This is a genomic window from Actinopolymorpha cephalotaxi, from assembly GCF_013408535.1.
GTDB classification, from domain to species: domain Bacteria; phylum Actinomycetota; class Actinomycetes; order Propionibacteriales; family Actinopolymorphaceae; genus Actinopolymorpha; species Actinopolymorpha cephalotaxi.
In genome coordinates, this window is the sequence record NZ_JACBZA010000001.1 from 6691802 (window position 1) to 6718119 (window position 26318).

Consider the following 26318-nt stretch of genomic DNA (forward strand, 5'->3'; position numbering starts at 1 on the left):
TGTCACTTCTCGCCGGGTTGCGGACGGTTTGCCGTGGTCATGCCCGGGGGTCCGGTTCGCGGGCATTCCGTGGGCCGGGAGCCCGGATCGTGGGGCTCGTCTCGTGGGTCGGGGTTCCTCGCACCGATGAGTTCGGCCGGGCCGGGCGGTCCTGGTTCCGACATCACGAGTATCCGACAGCGTGGACGGCAGGAGGTCCAGATGACCGAACGGGTGAACGAACGAGCGGGGGAGCAGGGCGCCGGGATCCGAGTGACCGGGGTGGCGACGGTGGCGGTGCCGGTGACCGACCACGACCGCGCGCTGGCGTTCTACGTGGGTACGTGTGGATTCGAGGTGACCATGGACGGGTCGTTCGGCCCCGGGCAGCGCTGGGTCGAGGTGGCCCTTCCGTCAGGGGGCACGACGATCGCCCTGGTCAGCGCCGGCGAGGGGGCGCCCGCCGGGGTGGACACCGGCATCCGGCTGGCCACGGAGGATGCCGCCGCGGACCACGCGTACCTGCGTGAGCGTGGCGTGGACGTCGACCCCGAGGTGCTGCGCTGGCCCGGCGTGCCGCCGATGTTCGGCCTGCGCGACCCCGACGGCAACCACTTATACGTCGTCGAGCGCGCCTGACGATGCCCGGTGTCAGCGGCCGGAGAGGGGTTCGGCGGGCGGGTGGCGTTCGAAGGCCACGGGGGTGCGGCCGGCGAGGTGGAGGACGACCGCCTCCCCGGGCTGCAGAGGCATCGGGGTCACCCCCAGGCCCGTCCACAGGTCCGGCAGCGTCGGCCGGTGGGTGCACACGGCGGTCGGCTCCGGCGCGTCCAGCAGGCGCAGCGCCTGCTCGCCGACCAGCTCCGGGTCGGTCCCCTCGGCGAACGCGGGCTCGGTCTCGATCCGCACCCCGGCGGCGGTGGCGTACGGCAGCACGGTCTCCACGCAGCGGCGGGCGGGTGAGCTGACCACCCGGGTGATGCCGTACGCCGCGAGCGCGCCGACGAGTTCGGCGGCCTGGGTGTGGCCCTCGTCGCCGAGGGGGCGCTCCAGGTCGCCGCCGGTCCACCCGCGCCGGGACAGCGCCGAGCCGTGCCGGACGAGCACCAGCGGCCGGGTCGTCCGCGTCGTCAGGGTGGTGAGCAGCGAGCGGTCCCGGGGGTGGGTGAGCTGGCGGGCGGCCTCGCCGATCCGCAGCCAGGCCCGCCGGTCGACCTCGGGTCCGGGTGTGAAGTCGGCCCCGTCGTCGAGGGGCACCGCCTGCCAGTAGCGCACCACCTTGACCGCCCCGCCGGCCAGCGGGTAGCGCACGGGAGGCATCGGCGGTCCCAGGGCCACCCGGATCCTGGTCTCCTCGGCGACCTCGCGGACCGCCGCGGCCGGCGCGCGTTCGCCCGGCTCGAGCTTGCCCTTGGGGAAGGACCAGTCGTCGTACTTCGGCCGGTGCACCAGCAGCACCTCGGCGCGTTCGTACGCCGACGGCCGCCACACCACCGCGCCGGCGGCCTCGACCACCCGGTCCGCGGATTCGGTCCTCCCTCTGACCACGGCTCAGCGCCCCCGGCTCATGCCGCCCCCGGCGTGCCGGCCACCTTCAGCCGGTGCCGCAGCTTGACGGAGATGAGGTGCTGCTGCAGGTCGCGCAGCGGCGCGCCGTCGGCGTCGAGGTGGTGGCGGATCCAGTCCCCGTCGCCCTCGAGGTGCCACGCCGACGTGCGGTCGTCGAAGGACAGCTCGAGCAGCTTGGTCAGCTCGGTCACGTGGTCGTCCTGGGTGACCCGGGCGAGCGCCTCCACCCGGCGGTCGAGGTTGCGGTGCATCATGTCCGCCGACCCGATCCACACGTCGGTGTCACCACCGTTGGCGAACCAGAAGATCCGCGAGTGCTCCAGGAACCGCCCGAGCACGCTGCGGACCCGGATCGTCTCGGACAGGCCGGGCATTCCGGGCCGCAACGCGCAGATCCCGCGGATCCACAGGTCGACCGGGACACCGGCCCGGGACGCCTCGTACAACGCGTCGATCACCGCCTCGTCGACCAGCGCGTTGACCTTCCACCGGATGTGGGCGGGCCGGCCGGCCCGGTGGTGGGCCACCTCCCGGTGGATGCGTTCGATCAGGGACGTACGCACCGAGCGCGGCGCGACCAGCAGCCGGTCGTACTCCGTCGTCCGGGCGTACCCCGACAGCGTGTTGAACAACGCGCTGAGGTCCGCGGCCAGCACGGGATCGCTGCTGAGCAGCCCGAGGTCCTCGTACAGCCGGGCGGTCTTGGGGTTGTAGTTGCCGGTGCCGATGTGGGCGTAGCGGCGCAGCCCGTCGGGCTCCTCGCGGACCACCAGCGCCAGCTTGCAGTGGGTCTTCAGCCCGATCAGGCCGTAGACGACGTGGCAGCCGGACTGTTCCAGCTGCCGGGCCCAGCGGATGTTGGCCTCCTCGTCGAACCTGGCCTTGATCTCCACCACCACCAGCACCTGCTTGCCGGCCTCGGCGGCGTCGATCAGCGCGTCGACGATCGGCGACTCGTCGTTCGTCCGGTAGAGGGTCTGCTTGATCGCCAGCACGTGCGGGTCGGCCGCGGCCTGCTCGATGAACCGCTGCACGCTGGTGGAGAACGAGTCGTACGGGTGGTGCAGCAGCACCTCCCGCTGGCGTACGGCGGAGAACACGTCCGGCGGGTGCGAACTCTCCACCTCGGCGAGGTCGCGGTGGGTGACCGGCACGAACGCGGGGAACTTCAGCTCCGCCCGGTCCACGTCGGCGATCGCGGACAGGCCGGACAGGTCCAGCGGCCCCGTCAGCCGGCACACCTCCTCGTCGCTGACGCCGAGCTCGGACACCAGCAGCTCCAGCACGTGCGGGTCGATGGATGCCTCCACCTCCAGCCGCACCGGCGGCCCGAACCGGCGGCGCAGCAGCTCCCGCTCCAGCGCCTGCAGGAGGTTCTCCGCGTCGTCCTCCTCCACCTCCAGGTCCTCGTTGCGGGTCACCCGGAACGAGTGGTGCTGGAGGATCTCCATGCCGGGGAACAGCTGGTCCAGGTGCGCGGCGATGACGTCCTCCAGCGGGACGTAACGCTGCTTGTCCACGGGGACGAACCGCGGCAGGATCTGCGGCACCTTCACCCGGGCGAAGTGCTCGCCGCCGGTCTGCGGGTTGCGCACCACCACCGCGAGGTTGAGGGACAGCCCGGAGATGTACGGGAACGGGTGCGCCGGGTCGACCGCGAGCGGGGTGAGCACCGGGAACACCCGGGCGCCGAACAGCTCGTGCATGCGCTTCCTGGCGTCCTCGTCGAGGTCGTCCCAGCGCTGCACCTCGATGCCCTGGGACACCAGCTCCGGCAGCACCTGGTCGTGGCACACGTTCGCGTGCCGCACCATCAGCTCCCGGGTGCGCGCCCAGATGCTCTCCAGCACCTCGCGCGGCAGCATCCCGGAGGCGGCCCGCACGGCGACGCCCGCGGCCATCCGGCGCTTGAGGCCGGCGACCCGGACCATGAAGAACTCGTCCAGGTTGTTGGCGAAGATCGCGAGGAACCGGACGCGTTCCAGCAGCGGGATCTGCGGGTCCTCGGCGAGTTCGAGCACCCGGGTGTTGAAGTGCAGCCAGGACAGCTCCCGGTCGAGGAACCGGTCGTCGGGCAGGTCTCCCTCGGTCACGTCGTACGGGGGTTCGACGTCGTACTCGGTGATCTCGGGTCGCGCGATCTGGGTGCTCACCCCGTCATCGTTTCACCGCGGCGTGAACAAGCGGTAGCGACGATCTCAACCGGCCGGTTCGTGGTGGTACATCACGTCTGTGGCGGCCCGGGTGAAACCGAGCCTCTCGTAGAGCCCGACCGCGGCGCGGTTGTCCGCCTCGACGTACAACATCACGGTCGCCAGGCCACGGTCGCGGAGGTACGCCAGACCGGCCACGGCCAGCGCCTTGGCCAGCCCGCCGCCCTGGGCGTGCGGGGCCACCCCGAGCACGTAGATCTCGCCCGCCGGGCCGGGCTCGCCGCCGCGTATCCGCCCGGTGTGCACCTTCGTCCAGTGGAAGCCGACCAGCTCGCCGTCGCGCTCGGCGACGAAGAAGCCCGCGGGGTCGAACCACGCCGCGCCGGTCCGGGCGTCCAGGTCGGCGCGGGTCCAGCGGCCCTGCTCGGGGTGGGCGGCGAACGCGGCCGCGTTGACCGCCAGCCAGGCCTGCTCGTCGCGGCCGGGTTCGAAGGCGCGGATCGTGACCCCGGCGGGCGGCGCGATGTCCGGAAGCGGCCGGGCGCCCGGTCCGTGCAGCGGGCGGCGCATCCAGGCCAGCGCCCGGTCGGCCGTGAACCCGGTGGCCGCGGCCAGCCGGGCGGCACCCGGGTGCGGACCGTGCGCCCACACCTGCACCGGCACCGGCCCCGCCTCGGCGACGAGCGCGTCGGCCAGTGCCCGGCCGACGCCGCGGCCGCGGTGGCCGGGGTGGACCACCAGGTCCGCGGTGGCCGCCTGCGCCGGAGCGCCGTCGGCGGTTTCGCCGGTGGGGTCCTCCGTCGTGACCGCCGGCAGGTCCAGGTGGGCGTAGCCAACGATGTCGCCGGCATCCCCGCCGGACCGGGCCAGCAGGTGGCGGGTGGCGTCGGGCACGCCGAGGAGCAGGGTCGCGCGTTCGTCGAGAGCGCGGACGCCGTCCTCGGCCGCGGCGGCCTCCACCAGAGCGTCGACAGTCGCGCGTTCGGCCGCCGAGAGGCGACCGGTGATCTTGATTTCACCCGGCGAGTTACCCACCCCGCTACCGTACGGGTCACCCACCGAGAACAAGGAGTGCGCATGACACAGGACATGCCATCGCGCGGGTCGGCGTTCCGTCGCACCATCGCGCTGGGCGCGGCCGGCGTGCTGGGACTCGGCGCCGTCGCCGCCGGGCTGGTGGGCACGGTCGGCGCGGGCCCCGCGGCGGCCGACAGCGGTCCGCGTACCGACCTCACCCTCACCGTCCTGCACACCAACGACGACGAGTCCCAGCTCGTCGGCGTCGACGGCGACACCGACGGCGACGGCACGATCGAGCCGGACGAGACCCGCGCCTACGGCGGCGCCGCCCGCTACACCACGCTGTGGCAGCAGCTGCGCCGGCAGGCCGAGACCGGGCGCCCGGCCCAGGGCGGCAAGCGCGCCGTGGTGTCGATCTCCGGCGGCGACAACTACCTGGCAGGGCCGGAGTTCTCGGCCAGCATCGAGCACGGTGTGCCGTTCTACGACGCGCTCGCCCTGAGCCGGCTCGGCCTGGACGCGTCCGCCATCGGCAACCACGAGTTCGACTTCGGGCCGGACGTCTTCGCCGACTTCGTGGCCAGTGTGCGGAGCACCGGCGGCGGCTCGTTCCCGTTCGTCTCGGCCAACCTGGACGTGAGCGGCGAACCCGCGCTGGCGAAGTACGCCGACCAGGGCGTCATCCGCGCCACCACGGTGGTCCGCGAGCGCGGCGAACGCATCGGCGTGATCGGCCTGACCACGCCGGAGCTGCCCACCATCTCCAGCCCGCGCAACGTGCGGGTACGCACCGAGCTGGCCCGGATCGCCAACGACGAGGCGAGCGCCCTCACCCGCCAGGGTGTGGACAAGATCATCCTGGTCAGCCACCTGCAGGACATCGACAACGAGCTCGCGCTGGTGCCGCAGCTGCGCGGCGTCGACGTCGTGCTCGGCGCCGGCGGTGGCGAGATCCTGGCCGACTCCGGTGACCGGCTGATCCCCGGCGACAGGGCCGAACGCGGCTACCCGCTGTGGGCGACGGACGCCGACGGCCGGCGGGTGCCGGTGGCCACCACGACCGGCAACTACAAGTACGTCGGCCAGCTCGTCCTGCGCTTCGACCGCGCCGGCCGGCTGCTCGGCGCCGACGACGAACAGAGCCGCCCGGTCCGGGTGGCCGGAGCCGGGACGGACGCGGTGGTGAAGGACGCCTGGACCCGCACCCACGTGGAGGCTCCGGTGGAGAGCCACCTGGCCTCCCTGCGGGAGACGGTCGTCGCCGACAGCGAGGTGCCGCTGAACGGCGTACGGTCCGACGTCCGCAGCAAGGAGACCAACCTCGGTGACCTGGTGGCCGACGCGCTGGTGTGGGCGGGCGCGCGGAAGGCCGCGGAGTACGGCGTGCCCGCGCCGGTGGTCGGCATCCAGAACGGCGGCGGCCTGCGCAACGACGCGGTGATCCCGGCCGGTCCGGTCACCGCGCTGGACACCTACGACGTCGCGCCGTTCGCCAACTTCGTCGCGGTCGTGCCCGAGGTGCCCCGGGACACGCTGCGCCGGCTCCTCGAGCGCGGGGTCGCCGCGGCGCCGTCGGCGGCGGGCGCGTTCATCCAGGTGTCCGGGCTGGCGTTCACCTACGACGTCAGCAGGAAGGCGCAGGTGGTGAACGAGTCGACCGGGGAGATCCTCACCCCGGGCGAGCGGGTCCGCGACGTCGTCCTCGACGACGGGACGGTGCTGGTCCGCGACGGTCAGGTGGTCGACGGCGCGCCGGTGCCGGTGGCGACGAACGACTTCTCCGCCCGTGGCGGGGACGCCTACCCGCTGAAGGGCCTGGACTTCACCCCGGTCGGCACGACCTACCAGGGCGCGCTGCGCGGCTACCTCGAGGAGGGGCTGTCGGGGAAGGTCCGGGCGGCCGACTACCCGGTCGGCGGCGAGGGCCGGATCACCGCCACCAACTGACGTACTGCTCGTGTCCGTGCGGGCCGGGCGGGACCACCGCCCGGCCCGCCGGTCTCGTACGCCCTCCCGCGCCAATCCCTACAATGACTACTTAGTAGGTATGGTTTAGCGCATGAGCCCCGAGTTCCTCTGGTACATCCCGAACCAGGTCCGGCCCGGTCACCGTGGTGACGCGGTGGCCGAGGATCACAACAGCCTGGACACGCTCACCGGCCACGCCCGTGCGCTCGAGGACCACGGCTGGCACGGCGCGCTCCTCGGCACCGGCTGGGGCCGGCCGGACACCTTCACGGTCGCCACCGCCCTGGCCGCGCGGACGACGACGTTCCAGCCGCTGATCGCGATCCGGCCCGGCTACTGGCGGCCGGCGAACTTCGCCTCCGCCGCGGCCACCCTGGACCACCTCAGCGACGGGCGGGTGCTGGTCAACGTCGTGTCCGGTCAGGACGACCTGGCGGCCTACGGCGACAGCGAGGGCGACCAGGCCAACCGCTATGCGCGTACGAAGGAGTTCCTCCGGATCGTCCGCCGGCTGTGGACGGAGGAGAACGTCACCCACCACGGTGAACACTTCGACGTCACCGACTCCACGCTGGCGTCCCGGCCGGTCGTCCGCGGCGACCGCCGGCACCCCCGGCTCTACTTCGGCGGCGCCTCCGAGGCCGCCGAGAAGGTCGCCGCCACCGAGGCCGACGTCCAGCTCTTCTGGGGCGAGCCGTTGGACGGCGTGCGGGAACGCATCGAGCGGCTGAAGGGCCTCGCCGGAAAGCTGGGGCGCGAGCACGCGCCGCTGGAGTTCGGGCTGCGGATCACCACCCTCGTCCGGGACACCACCGCGCAGGCCTGGGCCGACGCCGAGGCCAAGGTCGCGGAGATGGCGAAGGTCGCGGAGATGGCGAAGGGCAGCGTGCCTGGCTCGCGGCACCCCAACTGGCGCGGCGCCGTCGGTCAGCAGCGGCTGCTCGACCTGCACGCGCGAGGCGAGGTGCTGGACGACAACCTCTACACCACACCCGGCCGGTACGGCGGCGGTGGCGCCGGCACCACCTGGCTGGTCGGCTCGGCCGAGGACGTGGCGAAGTCACTGCGGAAGTACGAGAGCCTGGGCATCTCCCACTTCGTCCTCTCCGACACGCCCTACCTGCCGGAGATCAGGCGGCAGGGAGACCAGCTGCTGCCCCTGCTGCGCGACTAGAGGTGCGAACGACGGCGGCCCGGGCGAGAGGATCCGCCCGGGCCGCCGGTTCGTTCGTCGAGGTCTACTTCGTCGAAGCCTACGAAGCCTCGCCGGTGAGGGACCGTGCGTCGTCGGGCACCCGCGGCGAGCCGGACGAGTCGTCGTCGTCCTCGGGCACGGGGGTGACCGGCGGCGCGACGAAGCGGTAGCCGACGTTGCGGACGGTGCCGATCAGGGCTTCGTACTCCGAGCCGAGCTTGGCCCGCAGCCGGCGTACGTGCACGTCGACGGTGCGGGTGCCGCCGAAGTAGTCGTACCCCCACACCTCCTGCAGCAGCTGCTGGCGGGTGAACACCCGGCCGGGGTGCTGGGCGAGGAACTTCACCAGCTCGAACTCCTTGAACGTGAGGTCGAGGGTGCGCCCGGCGAGCCGGGAGGTATAGGTGTCCTCGTCGATGACGAGCTCACCGCGCCGGATGACGTTGGGGTGCTCGTCCTCGACGGTGTGCAGGGCGAGCTTGCCGATCGCGACCCGCAGCCGGGCGTCCACCTCGGCCGGGCCGGCGTTGTGGACCAGGACGTCGTCCAGGCCCCAGTCTGCGTTGACGGCGGCCAGGCCGCCTTCGGTGACGACCACCAGCAGCGGAACGCTGACACCGGTGGTCCGGATGACCCTGGTCAGGCTGCGGGCCTGCACCAGGTCGCTTCGTGCGTCCACGAGTACCGCGTCAGCCGGGCCCACGTCCAGGAGGGCGCTGGCCTCGGCGGGTGCCACACGCACGTGGTGCGCGAGCAGACCGAGTGCCGGAACGATCTCCGCCGACGGCTGAAGGGCGTTCGTGAGCAGGATGATTGTGCTCACCGGACGTCTCCCCTGATCAGTGGGGACCTGGCACTCGGGACGGCGCTGTCGCCCAGGTCCGCCGGTTGGAGGCAGGATATCCCACGTGTCTTCCCCGATGACGGTGACGGTTCGCTACTGGGCGGCCGCGAAGGAGGCCGCCGGGCTGGCCGAGGAGCAGGTGGAGGCGGGCACGCTCGCCGACGCCCTCGCGGCAGCCCGGTCACGGCACGGCGACCGGCCGCGGTTCGCGCAGGTGCTCGGCCTGTGCTCGGTGCTGATCGACGGCGACCCCGTGGGCGGCCGCGATCCGGCGACCGTACGCCTGGCCGAGGGTGCCCGGATCGAGCTGCTTCCGCCGTTCGCGGGCGGCTGAGGACGGTTTGCCGCGATGCCCGACGACTGGTCCGCTCGATGAATGAACCACCTCGCCCCGCGCGCCGTGTCGAGGGCATGGGTGCGGCGGCGCCGAAGGGCGCGACCGCTGACGAGGAGCTGGTCCGCCGGCTGTACGCCGAGCACGGGCGAGCTCTGTTCGGCTACGTCCTGCGGCTGGTCCGCGGCGACCGGCAGCGGGCCGAGGACGTCGTACAGGAGACATTGGTGCGAGCCTGGCGGCATCCGGAGGCGCTCGACCCGGCCCGCGGCCCGGCGCGGGCGTGGCTGGTGACGGTGGCCCGCAACCTGGTCTTCGACGGGGACCGGGCCCGCCGGGCGCGACCGCCCGAGGTGGGCGAGGAGGCGCTGGACGTCGTACCCACCGGCGAGGAGGACCTCGACCGGGCGATGGTGGCATGGGAGGTCATGGAGGTGCTGGCCGAGCTCCCGCCGCACCACCGGCAGGTTCTGGTGGAGGTCTACTACCGCGGCCACTCCGTCGCCGAGGCGGCCCGCCGGCTCGGCGTACCGCCGGGGACGGTGAAGAGCCGCACCTACTACGCCCTGCGCCAGCTGAAGCTGCTCCTGGAGGAGCGCGGCCTGACCTCGGAGGTGGCGCTGTGAGCGAAAGCGCCCGCACCTGCGCCGAGGTACGCGCCGCGATCGGTGCGCACGTGCTCGGGGCACTGGACGCCGAGGAGGCCGCCGCCGTCGACGCCCACCTGGCCGACTGCGCGCGGTGCCGTGCGGCGTACGACGAACTGGCCGGGCTGCCCGCGCTGCTCGGACTGGTCCGTGCGGAGGAGGCGGCGGCCGTCGGTGTGCACGAGGAGTCCGGTGGCGCCGGTGACCCGGCGGATCCCGTGGGCTCTGTGGACGACAGGGACGCCGTGGATCCCGTCGGCGACCTGGGCATGCGGCGCCTGCTGGCGCGGGTCCGGGCGGAACGCGCTCGCGAACGCCGCCGCCGGCTGGCCGGGGCGCTCGCGGCCGCCGCGGTGACCGTGGCGGTCGCCGGTGGCGGCGGGTGGGCCGTCGGGCAGGCCCTCGCGCCGTCCCGTACGCCGGTCGCCGGGCCCACCTCGACTCCCACCCCCACGCCCGCTCCCACCCCCACGGCGCACGTGACCGCGCCGCCGGTGCGCTGGTCGGCGTCGAACGCCACGCTCGCCGTCGACGGAACCGCCACCATGAACGGCGTTCCGTGGGGCACGAGGGTCGACATCGTGCTGCACGGCGTGCGGCAGGGGCAGGTGTGCTCGCTGACGGTGTACGACCGGTCCGGGCGGCGCTGGGACGGCGGAAGCTGGCGGGTGGCCTACCGCGACGGCGTGCGGTGGAGCGGCGGCATCGCCGTACCCGCGAACGAGGTGGTCAGGATCGAGATCAGGGCCACCGGCGAGCGGCCGCTGCTCACCATCGACGGCTGAGCGTGCGGACCTCGTACCCTGCACTGGTGGACGACGACCGGCTGGACGCGGGCGTCCTGGGCGTGCCGCTCGGCGCCCGGGCGACGCTCGTGCAGTTCTCGACGGCGTTCTGCGCTCCCTGCCGGGCGACCCGGCAGGTGCTGCGGGCCGTCGCGGATACCGAGCTGGGCGTGGCGCACGTCGAGCTGGACGCGGAGTCCCACCTGGAGCTGGTCCGCCGGCTGGACGTCCGGAGCACGCCCACCGTGCTGGTGCTGGCCGCCGACGGCCGGGAGGTCACCAGGGCGAGCGGGGTGCCGCGCCGGTCCCAGGTGGTGGCCGCCGTGGACCGGGCGGCCTGCGCGCGATCGGCCTGATTCGGGCCGAAAGGCCACGCCTACGGGCGTTCCATCCGGGTAGGAACGCGCGTGTGGAACAGCGGGTGCCGGACGGATCCGGGCGATCCCGGATGGGAACACGCGTGGGGTCTGGGTCATGATGTCCCGAATCGTCCGGGTCACTCAGGCCGACACAAGGAGCCGGTCCATGGACCTCCGCCCACTGATCGGGGCGCGGCGCATCCGCCGCGGCCATCCGTCGACGCGGGGCGACCTCGCCTCGGTGATCGCGCTCGACCCGGCGGCCGCGGCCCGTACGGCCAGGCCGACGCTGCGGGTCGCGCACTTCACCGACACCTACCTCCCGCGCCGGGACGGCGTGGTGACCTCGCTGCAGTCCCTCACCGCCGCGATGTCCGAGCTCGGCCACTCGAGCCTGCTGGTGGTGCCGCGGCACCCCGACCAGCCCGCCGACGAGGAACTGCTGCGGCTGCGGTCGCTGCCGTGCGGTGTGGCGCAGTTCCGGCTGGCCGCCTGGCCGCGCAGCCGGCACGTGGAGCGGGTCGCGCACTGGCTCCCGCACGTGGTGCACGTGCACACGCCCGGACCGGTCGGCCTGCTGGGCATCTTCGCCGCGCGCCGGCTCGGGTTGCCGCTGGTGCAGACGTACCACACCGATCTTCGGGCGTACGCCGACGCGTACCGCCTGCCGACCTCGGTGATCGAGGGGGTGCTGCGCTGCTACGCCCGCCGGCTGGGCTCCCCCAAGCTGGCGCTGCCGCACGGCGGCAACCGCACCGCGCGCCGGGACGCCCTGGTCGACGCGGGCACCGGCCTGCTGCTGGCCGACGCCGACGCCGTTCTCGTACCGACCTCCGCGATCCTCACCCGCTGCAAGCTGCCGATCGACGACGACCGGATCTACGTCGCACCCACGGGTGTCTCCCTGCAGGACGTCCCGGCCGGCGCGGGCCCTGACTTTCGCCGGCGGTACGGCATCGGGCCGGACGACCCGGTCGTGCTGTTCGTCGGGCGGGTCAACCGCGAGAAGGGCATCGACCTGCTGACCGAGGCGTTCGGCCGGCTGCGCGGCCTGGTCCCCGCGGCCCGGCTGGTGCTGGTCGGCGCGGTCTACGACTCCCGCTGGGTGCAGCGGCTGCTGGAGCAGGCCGGCATCGCCGACCGTGTGGTGCTCACCGGCCAGCTGCCGCCACCGGAGGTGGCCGCCGCGTATGCCGCGAGCGACGTGTTCGCGTTCCCCTCCCTGACCGACACGCAGGGGCTGGTGATCCAGGAGGCCGCGCTGGCCGGGCTGCCGGCGGTGCTCGCCGACGAGGCGCTTTACTCCAGCGGCCCGCTGGCGGGCGCCGGTGTGCTCGCCGGCCCGGACCCGATGCGGTACGCCGAGGCGCTGGAGGACCTCCTGACCAGTCCGGTGCGCCGGGCGCACGTGGGCGAGGAGGCGCGCCGCCGGGCCAGGCGGAACCCGCCGTCGGAGTACGCCCAGCGGATGGCGGCGATCTACGGCCAGGCGGTTCGCCGGGCGGGCTCGGCGACCCGGCTGTCGCGGGGCGAGCGGCGCGGCCCGTTCCGGTCGCGCCGGCTGATCGCCTGACGCCGCCGGGCCCGTCCCGCGACGGGTCCGCGCCACGCCGAGGGACGTCTCACTAATTGACCGGCATTCCCATCATGTGAGACGACCGTGACAGGGTCGGGCCGGGTCCGTACGCTGATGCTCGTGCTGCGGAGGACCCTGCTGACCAAGCGCCGTGCGGTGGACAACTGCCGCACCTCGACCTGTTTGTGTCCGGCCTCCTGAACGACGGCCGTCCGCTCCTCCGTCGCCCGCGCTCCGCGCCGACCACGCACCAGAGGGTTTGGACCTCACGCCGTCCGTAGCGCCCCTGAACGATCCGGGGCCGCCACGCCCCCGAATGCTCGCCCGCCGCGCTCTGCGGCAAATGCCCCACAACCGCTCCCATGGAGGTTTCCGCATGAGCCGTGACTCCGTCCTCGTCTCCGCCGAATGGGTGGACGAGCATCTGGACGACCCCAACATCGTTCTGGTCGAGGTCGACGAGGACACCAGCGCCTACGACAAGGGCCACATCAAGGGGGCCATCAAGCTGGACTGGCGTGAGGACCTGCAGGACAAGGTCCGGCGCGACTTCGTGGACAAGCAGCAGTTCGAGAAGCTGCTGTCGTCCCGCGGCGTCGGCAACGACCAGACCGTGATCCTCTACGGCGGCAACAACAACTGGTTCGCGGCCTACGCCTACTGGTACTTCCGCCTCTACGGCCACCAGGACGTCAAGCTGCTCGACGGTGGCCGCAAGAAGTGGGAGCTGGACAGCCGCGGGCTGGTGGAGGACGTGCCCTCGTACGCCCCCACGAAGTACGTCGCCTCCGACCCCGACCTGTCCATCCGCGCGTTCCGCGACGAGGTCGTGGACGCCATCGGCCAGCTCAACCTGGTCGACGTCCGCTCGCCCGACGAGTACTCCGGCAAGCTCCTCGCCCCGGCGCACCTTCCGCAGGAGGTCGCCCAGCGGGCCGGCCACGTGCCCACCGCGGTCAACGTGCCGTGGAGCAAGGCGGCCAACGAGGACGGCACCTTCAAGTCCGACGACGACCTGCGCGAGATCTACGGCAAGGCCGGCGTCGACTTCGGCAAGGACACCATCGCCTACTGCCGGATCGGCGAGCGCAGCTCGCACACGTGGTTCGTGCTGCACGAGCTTCTGGAGCAGCCGAACGTCAAGAACTACGACGGGAGCTGGACCGAGTACGGCTCCCTCGTGGGTGTTCCCGTTTCCCTCGGTGACCAGCCTGGAGATGCCTCATGAGTGCCAACGACAGCTGCGGCGCGCCCACCGGCGGCGCCGCTCTGGCCGGGGTCAACCTGGCCAAGGAAGCAGTGATCCAGGGCGTCGTCCGCGCGGACGCCACCCCGGTGTCGGGCGCCTACGTGCGCCTGCTGGACGGGTCCGGTGAGTTCACCGCCGAGGTCCCGACCGACGCGGACGGCGTGTTCCGCTTCTTCGCCGGCCCGGGCACCTGGACGGTGCGGGCGCTCGCGCCCCGCGGTGCCACGGCGGAGGGTTCGGTGCAGGCCGAGCTCGGCAAGATCGCCGAGGTAGAGCTGGCGCTCACCCCGGCCTGAGCCGTACGGCGGCACCGCCGAACAGAACGAAAGCAGTACAGAACGCAGTACGCCACACGCCTCGCGGGGCGTCCCTTCCCGGTGGGTTCGCCCACCCGGGTTCCGGGACGCCCCGCGTCGCGTGTGAAGAGATCAGACCAGCTCGGGGTGGGCCCGGAACCACTCGATGGTCCTGCGCAGGCCGTCCTCGACCGCGATCTTCGGCTCCCAGCCGAGGATGTCGCGGGCGCGGGAGATGTCCGGCTGGCGTACGCGGGGATCGTCCTGCGGCCGGGGGACGAACGCGAGCTCGGAGGCCGACCCGGTGAGGTCGCGGATCCACCGGGCGAGGTCGAGCACGGACAGTTCGTGCGGGTTGCCCAGGTTGACCGGACCCGGGTGATCGGCGTGGGCCATCGCGAGGATGCCCTCCACCGTGTCGTCGACGTAGCAGATCGAGCGGGTCTGGGAGCCGTCCCCGGCGATGGTGAGCGGCTGCCCCTTCAGCGCCTGGCGGACGAACGTCGGGATGGCCCGGCCGTCGCCGGGCCGCAGCCGGGGCCCGAAGGTGTTGAACAGGCGTACGACCGCGGCGTCCAGCCCGTGGGTGGAGCGGTAGGCCATGGTGAGCGCCTCGGCGAACCGCTTCGCCTCGTCGTAGACCCCGCGCGGCCCGACGGGGTTGACGTTCCCCCAGTACTCCTCGTCCTGCGGGTGGACCAGCGGGTCGCCGTACACCTCGGAGGTGGAGGCGAGGACGAAACGCGCGCCCTTGTCCCTGGCCAGCCCGAGCGCGTGCAGCGTGCCGATCGAGCCGACCTTCAGCGTCTGGATCGGGAGCTGGAGGTAGTCGATCGGTGAGGCGGGGGAGGCGAAGTGCAGCACCAGGTCGACCGGGCCGCCGACGTGGATGTAGTCGGTGACGTCGCACCGCAGGAGCCGGAACGCCTGGTGGGGAAGGAGATGTGCGACGTTCTCCGGCCGTCCGGTGAGGAAGTTGTCCAGGCAGACGACGTCGTAGCCGTCGGCCAGCAGCCGTTCGCACAGGTGGCTGCCGAGGAATCCGGCACCGCCGGTGACCACGGCCCTGCGCTTCGTACCGGGATGTCCCACTACGTTCCCCCTCACCCGATCTGATGTCGAATGGTATTGCCTGAGGGGCTAGGTTGAGTCCCGGCGTCCGGGTCGGACGATATGAGTGGCCTGTAACGAGGTGCTGGCCGTTGCACCGATCCCGCCGCAACCTATGAGCCCCGTGGTACGTAATACGCAGAAGACGTTCGGGGGACGGACAACACACACATGGTGACGCTGAAGCAACTCGACGACGAAACGATCACCGGGCGGGCCGTGCCCGGCACAACGGCGCCACTGCCGGACCGCCGGGCCACGGCCCGCGGCATGGCGTGGTTCGCCACGGTGGTGATGGTGCTGGACACGGTGCTGATCCTGGTTGCCGGGCTGCTCGCCGCCGTGTCACGGTTCGGCGAGCCGACCACCTACATCGCCGGGGGATGGCGCGGCTCCAACCTCAGCGGAGTGCCCTACTCCGCCGTCGTGGTGATGGTCGCCGTCGTGTGGATCGCCGTTCTCGCGGTCCGCGGAGGCTACTCCGGTCGCACGTTCGGGTCCGGTGCGGACGAGTACAAGCTCGTGCTGAGCGCCAGCGTCCTGACCGCCGGGCTGATCGCGATCCTCTGCTACCTCGCCAAGATCGAGCTGTCCCGCGGCTTCCTGGGGTTCGCGTTCCCGATCGGCGCCGTGCTCCTGGTGGCCGGACGCTTCAGTGCCCGCAAGGTCCTGCACCGGATGCGCGCCGGTGACCGGCTCGTCCACCGTGTCCTGCTGGTCGGCATGCCGGCCGGGGTGGCCGAACTGCTCGAGGTGATGCGCCGCGAGCCCAAGATGGGGTTCTCCGTCGTCGGCGCCTGCCTGCCGCGGTTGTCCAAGGACCCGGGCGACGAGGTGGCCGACGAGGAGCTGCCGATCTACGGCTACCTCGACGACGTCCGCTCCGCCGTCGAACGCTCCGGCGCCGACACGGTGGTGGTCAGTGCCCTGCCCGGCCGCTCCTCGCGCCTGCTGCGCCGGCTGTCGTGGTCGCTGGAGGGCCTCGGCGTCGACCTGGTGGTCGTGCCCAGCCTCACCGACGTCGCCGGCCCGCGCATCCACCACCGGCCGGTGGCCGGCCTGCCGCTGCTGCACGTGGAGGAGCCGGAGTTCACCGGCGCGCGCCGCATCGTGAAGAACATCTTCGACCGGGTGGGCGCCGGCGTCGTCACCATCCTGGCCACGCCGGTGATGCTGGCGATCGCGCTGGCGATCAAGTGCGACGACGGCGGCCCGGTGATCCTTCGCCAGACCCGGGTCGGCGTCCACGGCAACGAGTTCACCTGCTTCAAGTTCCGGTCGATGGTGGTCGACGCCGAGAAGCGGCTGGCGGAGCTGCAGGCGGCCAACGAACACGACGGGGTGCTGTTCAAGATCCGCGACGACCCGCGGATCACCCGGGTGGGCCGGGTGATCCGGAAGCTGTCCCTGGACGAGGTTCCGCAGCTGTTCAACGTGCTGCGCGGCGAGATGAGTCTGGTCGGCCCGCGGCCGCCGCTGCCGGCGGAGGTCGAGGCCTACGCCGAGGACGTACGCCGTCGGCTGCTCGTCCGGCCCGGCATCACCGGCCTGTGGCAGGTCTCCGGCCGGTCCAACCTGTCCTGGGACGACTCGGTGCGGCTCGACCTCTACTACGTCGAGAACTGGTCGCTGTCGGCGGACCTGGTGATCCTCGCGAAGACGGTCGGCGCGGTGCTCAGCCGCAACGGCGCGTACTGACCGAACGGCATCATCTCGGCCGGCCGCCCTTCTGTGCGGCCGCTTCTGCGCGGCTGCTTTCCGTGCAGCCGGGCGCCGCGCCCGGCGGGCATGCAGCAAGCGAGGGCTTCCCCGCGCGGCTCGCGCACCGGGAAAGCCCTCGCTCCGACTTCCGTACGACCGGCTTCCGTACGACCGACCCGCGTCAGCGGACCTTCTCGCCGAGCACGTCGTCACGGCCGGCGGTCTTCAGCCACTCGCCGACCTTGTCGTCGCGGATCGCCTTCCACAGGGCGGCGTCCTTGGCCTTGTCGAGGTAGACCACCGACTGGCTGCCCTCCATGCCGGTGCCCTTGTTCGGCGCGGTCATGAACGTCACGTTGTGCTGCCGCAGGTCCTTCATCTCCAGGGCCAGCGACCGCATCTCCCCGGTGCTGAACTCCTCGTCGACGGAGAGGTTGTTGGTGATCGCGTCCATCGCCCGGCCGAGCTTCAGCGGGTTGGTCAGCGTGCCGTTGGAGAGGGTCTGCCGCATCAGCGCGCGCAGGAAGTTCTGCTGGCGCTGCATCCGGCCGAAGTCGCCGTTGGCCAGGTGGTGGCGCTCGCGCACGTAGTCGAGCGCCTCCTCACCGGACAGCGTGTGCGTGCCGGGGGTGTACATCTTCCCGCTGGTGAAGCGGGTCTCCTGCTGGAACGTCATCTGCACGCCGCCGAGCGCGTCCGTCAGTGCCTTGAAGCCGGTCCAGTCGATCACCGCGAGGTGGTCGATCCGCAGGCCGGTGAGCTTCTCGATGGTCTGGATGTAGAGCGGCGGGCCGCCGAAGGAGTAGGCGGCGTTGATCTTGTTGGGTCGGTGGCCGGGGATCTCCACCCACGAGTCGCGGGGGATCGAGACGAGGTAGGCGGACTTACGGTCGCCGGTGATGTGAAGGATCATGATGGTGTCGCTGCGCTGACCGCGGCGCTCCCAGGCGTTGCCCTTGCCGGCGCCGGTGGTGCCACCGCTGGCGTCGTCGGTGCGGGCGTCGCTCCCGGCGAGCAGGATGTTCATCGCGTCCGCGCCCGGCGCGCCCTTCGCGGGCTTCTTCGGCCGGAGGGCCTCCGGCAGTTGGGAGAACGCCGGCACCCGTGAGACCTGGTTACCGAACTTCTCCGACAGCAGGTAGCCGGTCAGCGCGACGCCGCCGCCCAGGATCAGGACCAGGGACAGCAGGATCAGCAGCGTGGTCTTGGTGCGGCTCGACTTCCGGCGGTGCCCGGCGGAGCGGCGATCACGGGGACCGTCCTCCTCCTCGTGCAGGCGGATCGAACGCAACCCCTCGTCGGTGCGGTAGTCACTCATTAGCGTCCCTGATGTCCTCGTACCCCGTGAGTGGCGGACTTCCGCCCCGGCTGAACTCGACGCGCGCAGCGTCTGCGAACGGTGTTCCGAAAACCGGAAACCCCCGACAGCACTGACGCGCGAACGGCCGCCCCGGTTGTCTTGGAACGGATACCCGCTTCGCGGGCGAAGTCGCACCTGCCGGCCGAGCAATCGTACGGGGCGGGTGTGGTCGGCCCACTTCGTACGACCGGCAGGCGTAGGTTGCCCCGGTTTCGTACGGAGTCCATTTTGTCCGGCCTGTCCGGGGTCTGTCGACCCCCGGGTCATGTTGCGGTGCATCTCCGGCGCTTCTCCGGCTCGGCCCTGGCTCGGCCCCGACTCGTCCCGGTCCCCGCTCACCGGCTCGGTCGGACCGCGGACCAGGTGCTTCGGCGGGACAGAACCCGGGGCACCCTAGACTCGGGCGAATGTGGGAGGCGGCGTTCGTGGCGGTGCTGCTCGTGCTCGTGGCCGCCGTCGGCGTGCTCGGGGCGTACGTCCTCCGCAACCTGCTCCGCCGTCCCCGGCGTGGCACCCAGAACACTCACCAGCGAAACGGGAGTTGATCCGTCTTGTCGACGCCGGCGCCGTTCCAGATCCCCGGCGATCTGCACCCCGACTGCGTCCAGTTGGCCTTCCTGCTGGGCCGCTGGGAGGGCAAGGGGCACGGTGACTACCCCACGATCGAGCCGTTCACGTTCGGTCAGGAGGTCGTCTTCAGCCACAACGGCAAGGCGTTCCTCTACTACACGAGCCGCACCTGGCTGCTGGACGAGGAGGGCACCGCGGTCCGGCCGCTGGCGATGGAGACCGGCTTCTGGCGGCCGCAGCCCGACCACGGCCTGGAGGTGGTGCTCGCGCACCCGACCGGGTACGCCGAGGTGTGGTACGGCCGGATCGACGGCGCCAAGATCGAGCTCGCCACCGACCTGGTGGCGCGTACGACCACCGCGAAGGACTACTCCGGCGGCCAGCGGTTGTACGGCCTGGTGAAGGGCGCGCTGATGTGGACCTTCGACATGGCGGCGGGCGGGGAGAGCCTGCAGCCGCACCTGTGGGGCAAGCTCGAACGCGCCGGGGCTCCGGGATCCGAGGCCGCCGCGCCCGAGGTGGCGCCCCCGGCTCCGGAAGGTGACTGACCCCGGACGGGTCGCGCCGCGAGGGCTGCTGCCCGATCCCGCCGAGCCTAGACTCGACCCGATGGGCGACGAGCACGACCACGACACCGTTGCCGCCGGTGCGCTGCACGAGGAACTGCGCGCTCGCGGGTACCGCCTGACCCCGCAACGTCAGCTGGTGCTGGAGGCGGTCGAGGATCTCGGGCACGCCACGCCCGAGGAGATCCTCAACACCGTCCGGCGCAAGGCGCGCGGGGTCAACATGTCGACGATCTACCGCACCCTCGAGCTGCTCGAGGAGCTGGACCTGGTCTCGCACGCCCACCTCGGCCACGGTGCCCCGACCTACCACGCCGCCACCTCCGCCGACCACGCCCACCTGGTGTGCCGCGGCTGCGGCCGGGTGATCGAGGTGCCACCGGACGCGGTCGGGCCGCTGGCCGAACGCCTGCGCGAGCAGTACGCCTTCGATACCGACGTACGCCACCTGACGGTCTTCGGGCAGTGTGCCGAATGTCGCGAAGGCTCCGACTGCCCGTCACCGCGCGGGTAGGTGGGAGCCGGGAACACCCCGACCGTTCGGCCGGGTTGGCAGCCGGGTCGTAACCTCGAACGCGTGACCAGCTCTTTCAGCACCCCCGACCAGCCCGCGCCGCCCTCCGGCCGGAGCGACCAGCCGCCGGCAGCCGCCGCGGACCAGCAGCCGCCGAGCCCGTTGCTCGGGTTGCCCGGCGCGGTGGCCGGCGAGCCGCCGGACGCGGGCGTCGCCGCGCACTACGGCGAGCCGCTGATCGAGCAGCGCCGCCTGGAACGCGACCGGGCCGGCTTCGTCGACCTGTCCCACCGCGGGGTCGTGCGGGTCAGCGGACCGGACCGGCTGAGCTGGCTGCACTCGCTGAGCACCCAGGCGCTGGATCGGCTCGGACCCGGTGAGGGCACCACCACGCTGATCCTGTCGCCGCACGGCCACGTCGAGCACGCGCTGTACGGCGTCGACGACGGCACCGCGTTCTGGATGCACGTCGAGCCCGGCACGGCTGCCGCGGCGGCGGGTTTCCTGGACTCGATGCGGTTCATGCTCCGGGTCGAGGTCGCCGACGTGACCGCGGAGTACGCCGTGGTGTGGGAGCCGGGCACGGACGGTGACGCCGGCGGGCACCTCGTCCGGCGGGGCGGGGACCCGTTGGGTGGGCGCGAACTGTTCGTGCCGCGGGGCGAGCTGGCCGCGTACGCCGAGACCGCCGGGCCGCCCGCCGGGCTGTGGGCGTACGAAGCACTGCGGATCGCCGCCCACCAGCCCCGGCTCGGCTTCGAGACCGACCACCGGACCATCCCGAACGAGGTGGGCTGGCTGGACTCGGCGGTCCACCTGGACAAGGGCTGCTACCGCGGCCAGGAGACGGTGGCCCGGGTGCACAACCTCGGCCGCCCGCCGCGCCGGCTGGTCTTCCTGCACCTGGACGGCTCGGTCGACCGGCTGCCCGGGCACGGTGCGCCGGTCGCCCTCGACGACCGCGAGGTCGGCTTCGTCACCAGCAGCGCCCGCCACCACGACCTGGGGCCGGTGGCGCTGGCCCTGGTCCGCCGCAACGTCCCGGTCGGGGCCGGGCTGCTGGCCGACGGCGTGGCCGCGGCGCAGGAGGTCGTGGTCGACCCCGAGGCCGGGCTGCACGTACGCGCACGCCGCTGACCAGGGCTGACCACGACGCACCCCGGAGACCTCCACCGCCGCGACCCGGCCTGGGGATAGGCTCGCCGCCGATCCAGTGGGCTGTCCGTGGGCTGCCCAGCCTGTCGAACCGGGGGCCGTGGCGTGACGCGAGCAGTGGGGAAGGTGGCCGTCGTCGGCCTCGGCTACATCGGTCTGCCGACCGCGGCCGCGCTGGCCACCCAGGGTGTGGAGGTCCGCGGCGTCGACGTCAACACCGACACCGTCCGGGCGGTCAACCGCGGTGAGGTGCCGTTCGCCGAGCCGGACCTCGCGGTGGCGGTCAGTGGCGCGGTGTCGATGGACCGGCTGCGCGCGTCGACCCGGATGCCGGAGGCCGCGGCGTACATCATCGCGGTGCCCACGCCGTTCAAGCAGGACCGGCAGCCGGACCTGTCCCACGTCCGCGCGGCGGCCGAGGAGATCGCTCCGCGGCTGCGCCCCGGAGCGCTGGTCATCCTGGAGTCGACCTCCCCGCCGGGCACCACCCTGCGGGTGAGCGAGTGGCTCGCGGAGCTGCGCCCGGACCTGGTGCTGGCGCACCAGGGAGCCGCCGGGCCGGTCGACGTGCACGTGGCGTACTGCCCCGAGCGGGTGCTCCCGGGGCGGATCATGATCGAGATCGTCACCAACGACCGGGTGATCGGCGGCATCACCCCGGCCTGCGCGCAGCGGGCCGCGGAGATCTACCGCACCTTCGCCCAGGGCGAGCTGCACCTCACCGACGCCGGGACCGCCGAGCTCACCAAGCTCGCCGAGAACGCCTACCGCGACGTCAACATCGCCTTCGCCAACGAGCTGGCGCTGGTGGCCGAGCGGCTGGGCGTGGAGGTCTGGGACGTCATCGAGCTGGCCAACCGGCATCCCCGGGTGCAGATCCTGCGGCCCGGTCCGGGGGTGGGTGGGCACTGCGTGGCGGTCGACCCGTGGTTCCTGGTGTCGGCCGCACCCGGCGACACCCGGTTGATGCGGACCGCGCGGGAGGTCAACGACGCCCGGCCCGGCCAGGTGGTACGCTGGATCGTCGAGGCGGCGCGGGCCCGGCCGGGTGAGCCGGTGGCCTGCTTCGGGCTGGCGTTCAAGGCCGACGTCGACGACCTGCGGGAGAGCCCGGCCGTGGAGGTGGTGACCGGGCTGGCCGCCGCCCTGCCGGACGTGCCGGTGCTGGTGGTGGAGCCACACGTACGCAAGCTGCCCGCCGGGCTGGCGGCGTACGACCAGGTACGGCTGGTCGGCGCGGCGGCCGCGCTCGAGCGGGCCGGGGTGATCGCCCTGCTGGTCGACCACGACGAGTTCGCCGGGATCGGGCCCGACCACCTCGCCGGTGCCGAGGTGGTGGACACCCGTGGTGTCTGGCGGGGCCCCGGCCGGTGACGCTCAGCCGGTGAAGTCGGGCAGCCGTACGCCCAGCCCGAGCAGCTCCTCGATCGCCGCGACACTGCGGACGGCCGCCTTGCCGTCGCCGTACGGGTTGACCGCGCCCGCCATCGCGGCGTACGCCTTGTCGTCGTCGAGGAGTTCGGTGAGCGCGTCGCGAACGGTCGCCCGGTCGGTGCCGACCAGCCGCACGGTGCCCGCGGTCACGGCCTCGGGGCGTTCGGTGGTGTCCCGCAGGACCAGCACCGGCTTGCCCAGGCTGGGTGCCTCCTCCTGGACGCCACCGGAGTCGGTGACCACCAGGTGGGCGCTGCCGAGCAGGTGCGCGAACTCCGCGTACGACAGTGGTTCGGTGCGCAGCACGTTGGGCTCGGCGGACAGCTCGGCCGCCGCCACCTCCCGGACCACCGGGTTGCGATGCACCGGGAACACGAAGTCGGTGTCCGGGTGCGCCCGGGCCACCTCGGCGACGGCGCGGAAGGATCCCCGCATCGGCTCGCCCCACGACTCCCGGCGGTGGGCGGTGACCACGACCAGCCGCCGGCCGCCGGCCGCCGCCGCGTCAACCGTACGGGCGAGGTCGGGGTCGGTGTAGGCGGGCCGGCGCCCGGCGACCTCGAACAACGCGTCGATGACGGTGTTGCCGGTGACGGTGATCGCCTCCGGTGCCACCCCGCCCGCCTCCAGGTGGGCACGGTTGACCGGCGTGGGCGCCAGATGGAGGGTCGCGAGCTCGGTGGTGAGCCGGCGGTTGATCTCCTCCGGGAACGGCGAGTAGCGGTTGTCGGTGCGCAGGCCCGCCTCGAGGTGGACCACGGGGACCTGCGCGTAGAACGCGGCGAGCGCGCCCGCGAAGGTCGTCGTGGTGTCGCCCTGGACCACCACCGCGTCCGGTGCGACCTCGGCGACGAGGGGTTCGAGCCCGGTCAGGGCACGGGTGGTCACCTGCCCCAGGGTCTGCCGCGCGGCGAGGATCGCCAGGTCGTGGTCGGGACGGATGCCGAAGAGCTCGTGCACCTGGTCCAGCATCTCGCGGTGCTGGCCGGTCACGGCGACGACCGGTTCGATGTCGGCGGACTCACCGAGTGCCCGGACGACGGGAGCCATCTTGATGGCCTCCGGCCGGGTGCCGTAGACGAGCATGACGCGGGCCACGGTCGCGGAACTCCCCTTCGTCGAGGTGGGGTCGCGGACACCCGGTCGTACGGGATGGACGGCGTACGCCGACGCGGACGAGGGTGACCGCCGGACGGCGGTCAGGGTAGCGGGTGAGCCGGTCGTTCCGGCCCAGGTGTCGGGTTTTCGTAATGCGGGCATGCACCAGCACATGGGATTGAAGGGTGTGGTGGCGGTGGCCGGGTTGGCCGGCCTCGTGGTGGCGGACGCGCTGCTCGTCGTGATGGCGGTCCGGCACTCGGCCGGTGAGACGGCCTTCGGGACGGCAACGGGCAACCTCTCGTCGTCCAGGGGAGGTTCCTCGCCGAGAACCTCACCGACCCGCGAGCCCGACGGATCCCGCTCGCTGGTCGACATCGGCGCGGGCGGCGCCGTCGCCCGCGCGACCACCGGTATCTGCGGGCGGGGTGGCGCGACCCTGCAGCTGTCCACCGACCGGGGCCGGACCTTCGACGTCGCCGAGGTGCGTTCGGCCGAGGTCATCGTCCGGGTGATCACGAAGGACGACCGGACCACGTCCCTGATCGGGGCGGACGCCGACTGCCGCAAGCTCGCGACGTACGTCAGCGAGGACGCCGGCGGGACCTGGACCAGGCTGGCCGGCACCCGCGGCAACTGGTACCTCGACCCCAGGCCCGCGCCCCGGCTGCACGTACCCACCGGCAAAGTCGTCGTTCCCTGTGGGAAGGGCGTCGACGTGGCCGGGTTCAGCACACTGTCGGCGCGGCGCGCGTTCGTCCTCTGCGGCGGCGGCGAGGTGCGGACGACCGTCGACGGCGGCGCGCACTGGAGCTCGCGAGGAAACGTGAAGGCGGCCGCCGACCTGGACTTCGTGAACGAACGAACCGGCCTGGCCGCCCGAACCGGCGTCCCCGGCTGCGACGGAATCGAGGTCGTCCGCACCACCGACAGCGGGTGGCACTGGAAGCGGACCGCCTGCGTGTCCGGTGACGCGGCGCGAAGCGGGGCCCGACCGGACCTCTCCGCCGACGGCGACCGCGCCTACCTCGCCCGGGGAGAGGCCGTCTGGGTCACCGCCGACGCCGGCCGGCACTGGACCCGGACATCCTGGGGCCGGCAGTCGCCACAGGGCCAGTCGCAGGACGCGCCCTAACCGGTGGTCCGCGAACGTACGCCCACCACGCCGTCCTCGACGACCCCCTCGACCACCGCGTCGCGTCCGCCATCGCGGCCGTAGTCGTAGCCGTAGCCGTACGTGCGCGCGTCCGGCCCCCTGGCGGGCGCCATGTTGAGCACGGTGCCGAGCAGCCGTGCGTCGACCTTGGCGAGGTTGCCGACCGCCGCGTCCACCTGGTCGGCGGTGGTGCTGCCGTGCCGGACGACCAGGACGGTACCGTCGGCCATCCGGGCCAGGATCGAGGCGTCGGTCACCGGAAGCAGCGGCGGCGCGTCGACGAGGACCACGTCCGCGCGGCGGTCGAGGTCGCCGAGCAACAGCTCCATGGCCCGGGACTGCAGCAGCTCGCTCGGGTTCGGCGGCAGCGGGCCGCTGGCCAGCACCTCCAGCGGGATGTCGCCCCAGGGCTGCAGCGCGTCCTCGGCCGCGATCCGCCCGATCAGCACGCTGGTCAGCCCGACCGCACCCTCGATGCCGAGGTACTCCGCCAGCCGGGGGCGGCGGATGTCACCCTCGACCAGCACCACCCGCCGGCCGGCCTGGGCGAGGGTGATGGCGAGGTTGCAGGTCGTCGTGGTCTTGCCCTCCGCGGGCACCGAACTCGTGACGACGATGCGTTTGGGCCGCCGGTCGACGTCGACGAACTGCAGGTTGGTACGCAGTTGCCGGAACGACTCCGACCGGGGAGAACGCGGCTCCAGATGGACCACCAGCGGCTTCGCCTGGGCCTGCGGGTCGTGGGCGATGACACCGAGGTTCGGCGCACCGGTCCAGGCGTTGAGCGCCTCGGTGTTCTTGATGGTGCGGTCCAGCAGTTCCCGCAGGAGGGCGAGGCCGGTGCCGAGCACCAGACCCGCGATCAGGCCGAGCGCGAGAGTGCGCACCGGCCGCGGCGCCACCGGCGAGTCGGGCCGGCTGGGTGAGTCGACGACGGTCGCCCGCAGCGGAGACGGCGAGCGGGCGTCCGGGCGTTCGAGGTCCTTGGCGAACGCCACGAACTGGCGGGACACGGCCTGGTTGATCCGCTGGGCGCGGGCGGGAGCGGTGTCGGTGGTGGTGATCTCGAGCAGGGTGGTGTCCGGGAGGATCCGGGCGGAGACGCGGGCGCTCAGTTCGGCGGGCGTCATGGGCAGCCGCAGCTGCTTCACCACCGCGGTGGTGACCGCCTCGCCGCGGACGAGATCGGCGTAGGAACGCGCCCGCTGCTGCGACAACAGGCTGCCCTGGTAGGCGCTGGTCGTGGAGTCGTCCGCCGGCGTGACACCGACGAACAGGGTCGCGGTGGACTGGTACGTCGGCGTCGTCCGCAGCACCACGACCGCGGCGACGGCCACCGCGACCACCACGCACAACAGCAACAGCTTCCACTGCGTGCGGATCAGTCGGAAGTACTCCCGCAGCTCCACCGGCGCAACCTTCCTGAGCTGTCCTCGTCGGTATCCGGCGGTGAAGCCGGAGCGAGATGGGACCGACCTCGGGCGAGGAGCATGAGACTCCTGTCCCGTGGCCTGGGGTCCGAAACGGGCCGGGCCGCCGGAAGTTTCTCCGCACACCGGAAGCTCGTGCCGCCCGTGGTGGCGGGCTCGCCCGAAGCGGCCGGTGTATGACGCGGCGTACCGGAGTAGACACGTACTGTACGCGGAGTGGGTGTCGTTTACGCGTACGCCCGGCCGGGGG

General features: G+C 72.6%; 26 protein-coding genes. 18 read left to right on the plus strand and 8 right to left on the minus strand.

Annotation, left to right across the window (positions count from 1 at the left end):
* Positions 1–201: 201 nt before the first annotated feature.
* The gene (locus FHR37_RS29950) at positions 202–618 is read left to right on the plus strand and encodes a VOC family protein (RefSeq protein WP_092886069.1); all 417 of its coding nucleotides are present in this window, start codon (positions 202–204) and stop codon (positions 616–618) included.
* Between the two features lie 12 nt (positions 619–630).
* Here FHR37_RS29950 and FHR37_RS33385 read toward each other — a convergent pair whose 3' ends face one another.
* From FHR37_RS33385 to mshD, 3 genes are read right to left on the minus strand one after another with little or no spacing between them, the layout of a single operon-like run.
* Complete coding sequence (locus tag FHR37_RS33385) at positions 631–1527, minus strand: NUDIX hydrolase (RefSeq protein WP_092886071.1); 897 nt, start codon at positions 1525–1527, stop codon at positions 631–633.
* A 17-nt stretch (positions 1528–1544) separates the two neighbouring features.
* Positions 1545–3701 carry an RNA degradosome polyphosphate kinase gene (locus FHR37_RS29960; protein ID WP_092886073.1) on the minus strand — a complete coding sequence of 719 codons (2157 nt, stop codon included), beginning with the start codon at positions 3699–3701 and terminating at the stop codon, positions 1545–1547.
* A gap of 45 nt (positions 3702–3746) precedes the next feature.
* Entirely contained in the window at positions 3747–4736 is a 990-nt protein-coding gene (gene mshD / locus FHR37_RS29965) for a mycothiol synthase (RefSeq protein ID WP_092886076.1), read from the minus strand.
* 42 nt (positions 4737–4778) lie between these two features.
* On the opposite strand from mshD, the gene FHR37_RS29970 reads away from it, so the two are divergent.
* A complete protein-coding gene (locus FHR37_RS29970; protein WP_202818257.1) occupies positions 4779–6668 on the plus strand; it encodes a bifunctional metallophosphatase/5'-nucleotidase in 1890 nt (629 codons plus the stop codon).
* 112 nt (positions 6669–6780) lie between these two features.
* A complete protein-coding gene (locus FHR37_RS29975; RefSeq protein ID WP_092886078.1) occupies positions 6781–7863 on the plus strand; it encodes an LLM class flavin-dependent oxidoreductase in 1083 nt (360 codons plus the stop codon).
* 79 nt (positions 7864–7942) lie between these two features.
* Here FHR37_RS29975 and FHR37_RS29980 read toward each other — a convergent pair whose 3' ends face one another.
* A complete protein-coding gene (locus FHR37_RS29980) occupies positions 7943–8707 on the minus strand; it encodes a winged helix-turn-helix transcriptional regulator (protein WP_092886080.1) in 765 nt (254 codons plus the stop codon).
* 85 nt (positions 8708–8792) lie between these two features.
* On the opposite strand from FHR37_RS29980, the gene FHR37_RS29985 reads away from it, so the two are divergent.
* The 8 genes from FHR37_RS29985 (at position 8793) to FHR37_RS30015 (ending at position 13974) form a co-directional block, all read left to right on the plus strand.
* Positions 8793–9062 (plus strand): MoaD/ThiS family protein, encoded by a 270-nt coding sequence (locus tag FHR37_RS29985; RefSeq protein WP_237768961.1) that lies wholly within the window; start codon positions 8793–8795, stop codon positions 9060–9062.
* A gap of 38 nt (positions 9063–9100) precedes the next feature.
* Positions 9101–9688 (plus strand): sigma-70 family RNA polymerase sigma factor, encoded by a 588-nt coding sequence (locus FHR37_RS29990; protein ID WP_275936399.1) that lies wholly within the window; start codon positions 9101–9103, stop codon positions 9686–9688.
* A complete protein-coding gene (locus tag FHR37_RS29995) occupies positions 9685–10494 on the plus strand; it encodes a zf-HC2 domain-containing protein (protein ID WP_092886086.1) in 810 nt (269 codons plus the stop codon). The genes FHR37_RS29990 and FHR37_RS29995 overlap by 4 nt, the downstream gene beginning before the upstream one ends.
* Positions 10495–10520: 26 nt before the next feature.
* A complete protein-coding gene (locus FHR37_RS30000) occupies positions 10521–10850 on the plus strand; it encodes a thioredoxin family protein (protein WP_237768962.1) in 330 nt (109 codons plus the stop codon).
* A gap of 169 nt (positions 10851–11019) precedes the next feature.
* Positions 11020–12426 (plus strand): glycosyltransferase, encoded by a 1407-nt coding sequence (locus FHR37_RS30005; RefSeq protein ID WP_175542670.1) that lies wholly within the window; start codon positions 11020–11022, stop codon positions 12424–12426.
* A gap of 117 nt (positions 12427–12543) precedes the next feature.
* Complete coding sequence (locus FHR37_RS33575; RefSeq protein WP_354938856.1) at positions 12544–12630, plus strand: putative leader peptide; 87 nt, start codon at positions 12544–12546, stop codon at positions 12628–12630.
* Between the two features lie 175 nt (positions 12631–12805).
* The gene (locus FHR37_RS30010; RefSeq protein WP_092886090.1) at positions 12806–13657 is read left to right on the plus strand and encodes a sulfurtransferase; all 852 of its coding nucleotides are present in this window, start codon (positions 12806–12808) and stop codon (positions 13655–13657) included.
* Positions 13654–13974 (plus strand): DUF1416 domain-containing protein, encoded by a 321-nt coding sequence (locus FHR37_RS30015; protein WP_092886093.1) that lies wholly within the window; start codon positions 13654–13656, stop codon positions 13972–13974. Before FHR37_RS30010 ends, FHR37_RS30015 begins: the two co-directional genes overlap by 4 nt.
* A 132-nt stretch (positions 13975–14106) precedes the next feature.
* Here FHR37_RS30015 and FHR37_RS30020 read toward each other — a convergent pair whose 3' ends face one another.
* Positions 14107–15066, minus strand: a complete 960-nt coding sequence (locus FHR37_RS30020) for a UDP-glucuronic acid decarboxylase family protein (RefSeq protein ID WP_092886095.1) — start codon at positions 15064–15066, stop codon at positions 14107–14109.
* A 189-nt stretch (positions 15067–15255) separates the two neighbouring features.
* Here FHR37_RS30020 and FHR37_RS30025 point away from each other — a divergent pair, with 189 nt between their 5' ends.
* Positions 15256–16782: a sugar transferase gene (locus FHR37_RS30025; protein WP_092886097.1), complete on the plus strand. Its 1527-nt coding sequence runs from the start codon at positions 15256–15258 to the stop codon at positions 16780–16782.
* A gap of 184 nt (positions 16783–16966) precedes the next feature.
* Here the strand turns inward: FHR37_RS30025 and FHR37_RS30030 are convergent, their stop codons facing one another.
* On the minus strand, positions 16967–18103 hold the full coding sequence (locus FHR37_RS30030) for an LCP family protein (RefSeq protein ID WP_175542671.1): 1137 nt from the start codon (positions 18101–18103) through the stop codon (positions 16967–16969).
* A 449-nt stretch (positions 18104–18552) separates the two neighbouring features.
* On the opposite strand from FHR37_RS30030, the gene FHR37_RS30035 reads away from it, so the two are divergent.
* The 5 genes from FHR37_RS30035 to wecC all read left to right on the plus strand — a co-directional run bounded on the left by FHR37_RS30035 (position 18553) and on the right by wecC (position 22324).
* Positions 18553–18690, plus strand: coding sequence for a hypothetical protein (locus tag FHR37_RS30035; RefSeq protein ID WP_175542672.1), 138 nt, complete (start codon positions 18553–18555; stop codon positions 18688–18690).
* Between the two features lie 6 nt (positions 18691–18696).
* Positions 18697–19263, plus strand: a complete 567-nt coding sequence (locus tag FHR37_RS30040; protein WP_092886101.1) for an FABP family protein — start codon at positions 18697–18699, stop codon at positions 19261–19263.
* A 61-nt stretch (positions 19264–19324) separates the two neighbouring features.
* Positions 19325–19795 carry a Fur family transcriptional regulator gene (locus FHR37_RS30045; protein ID WP_092886103.1) on the plus strand — a complete coding sequence of 157 codons (471 nt, stop codon included), beginning with the start codon at positions 19325–19327 and terminating at the stop codon, positions 19793–19795.
* A 162-nt stretch (positions 19796–19957) separates the two neighbouring features.
* Positions 19958–20932 (plus strand): CAF17-like 4Fe-4S cluster assembly/insertion protein YgfZ, encoded by a 975-nt coding sequence (gene ygfZ / locus FHR37_RS30050; protein WP_092886307.1) that lies wholly within the window; start codon positions 19958–19960, stop codon positions 20930–20932.
* A 123-nt stretch (positions 20933–21055) separates the two neighbouring features.
* Positions 21056–22324: a UDP-N-acetyl-D-mannosamine dehydrogenase gene (wecC, locus tag FHR37_RS30055; protein ID WP_237768963.1), complete on the plus strand. Its 1269-nt coding sequence runs from the start codon at positions 21056–21058 to the stop codon at positions 22322–22324.
* 3 nt (positions 22325–22327) lie between these two features.
* On the opposite strand, the gene wecB is transcribed toward wecC, so the two are convergent.
* Positions 22328–23482: a non-hydrolyzing UDP-N-acetylglucosamine 2-epimerase gene (wecB, locus tag FHR37_RS30060; protein ID WP_092886105.1), complete on the minus strand. Its 1155-nt coding sequence runs from the start codon at positions 23480–23482 to the stop codon at positions 22328–22330.
* Between wecB and FHR37_RS30065 the strand changes: the two genes are divergently transcribed.
* The gene (locus tag FHR37_RS30065) at positions 23469–24617 is read left to right on the plus strand and encodes a WD40/YVTN/BNR-like repeat-containing protein (protein WP_139239088.1); all 1149 of its coding nucleotides are present in this window, start codon (positions 23469–23471) and stop codon (positions 24615–24617) included. The genes wecB and FHR37_RS30065 overlap by 14 nt on opposite strands.
* Here FHR37_RS30065 and FHR37_RS30070 read toward each other — a convergent pair.
* Positions 24614–26047 (minus strand): polysaccharide biosynthesis tyrosine autokinase, encoded by a 1434-nt coding sequence (locus FHR37_RS30070; protein ID WP_092886109.1) that lies wholly within the window; start codon positions 26045–26047, stop codon positions 24614–24616. The genes FHR37_RS30065 and FHR37_RS30070 overlap by 4 nt on opposite strands.
* Positions 26048–26318: the final 271 nt, after the last annotated feature.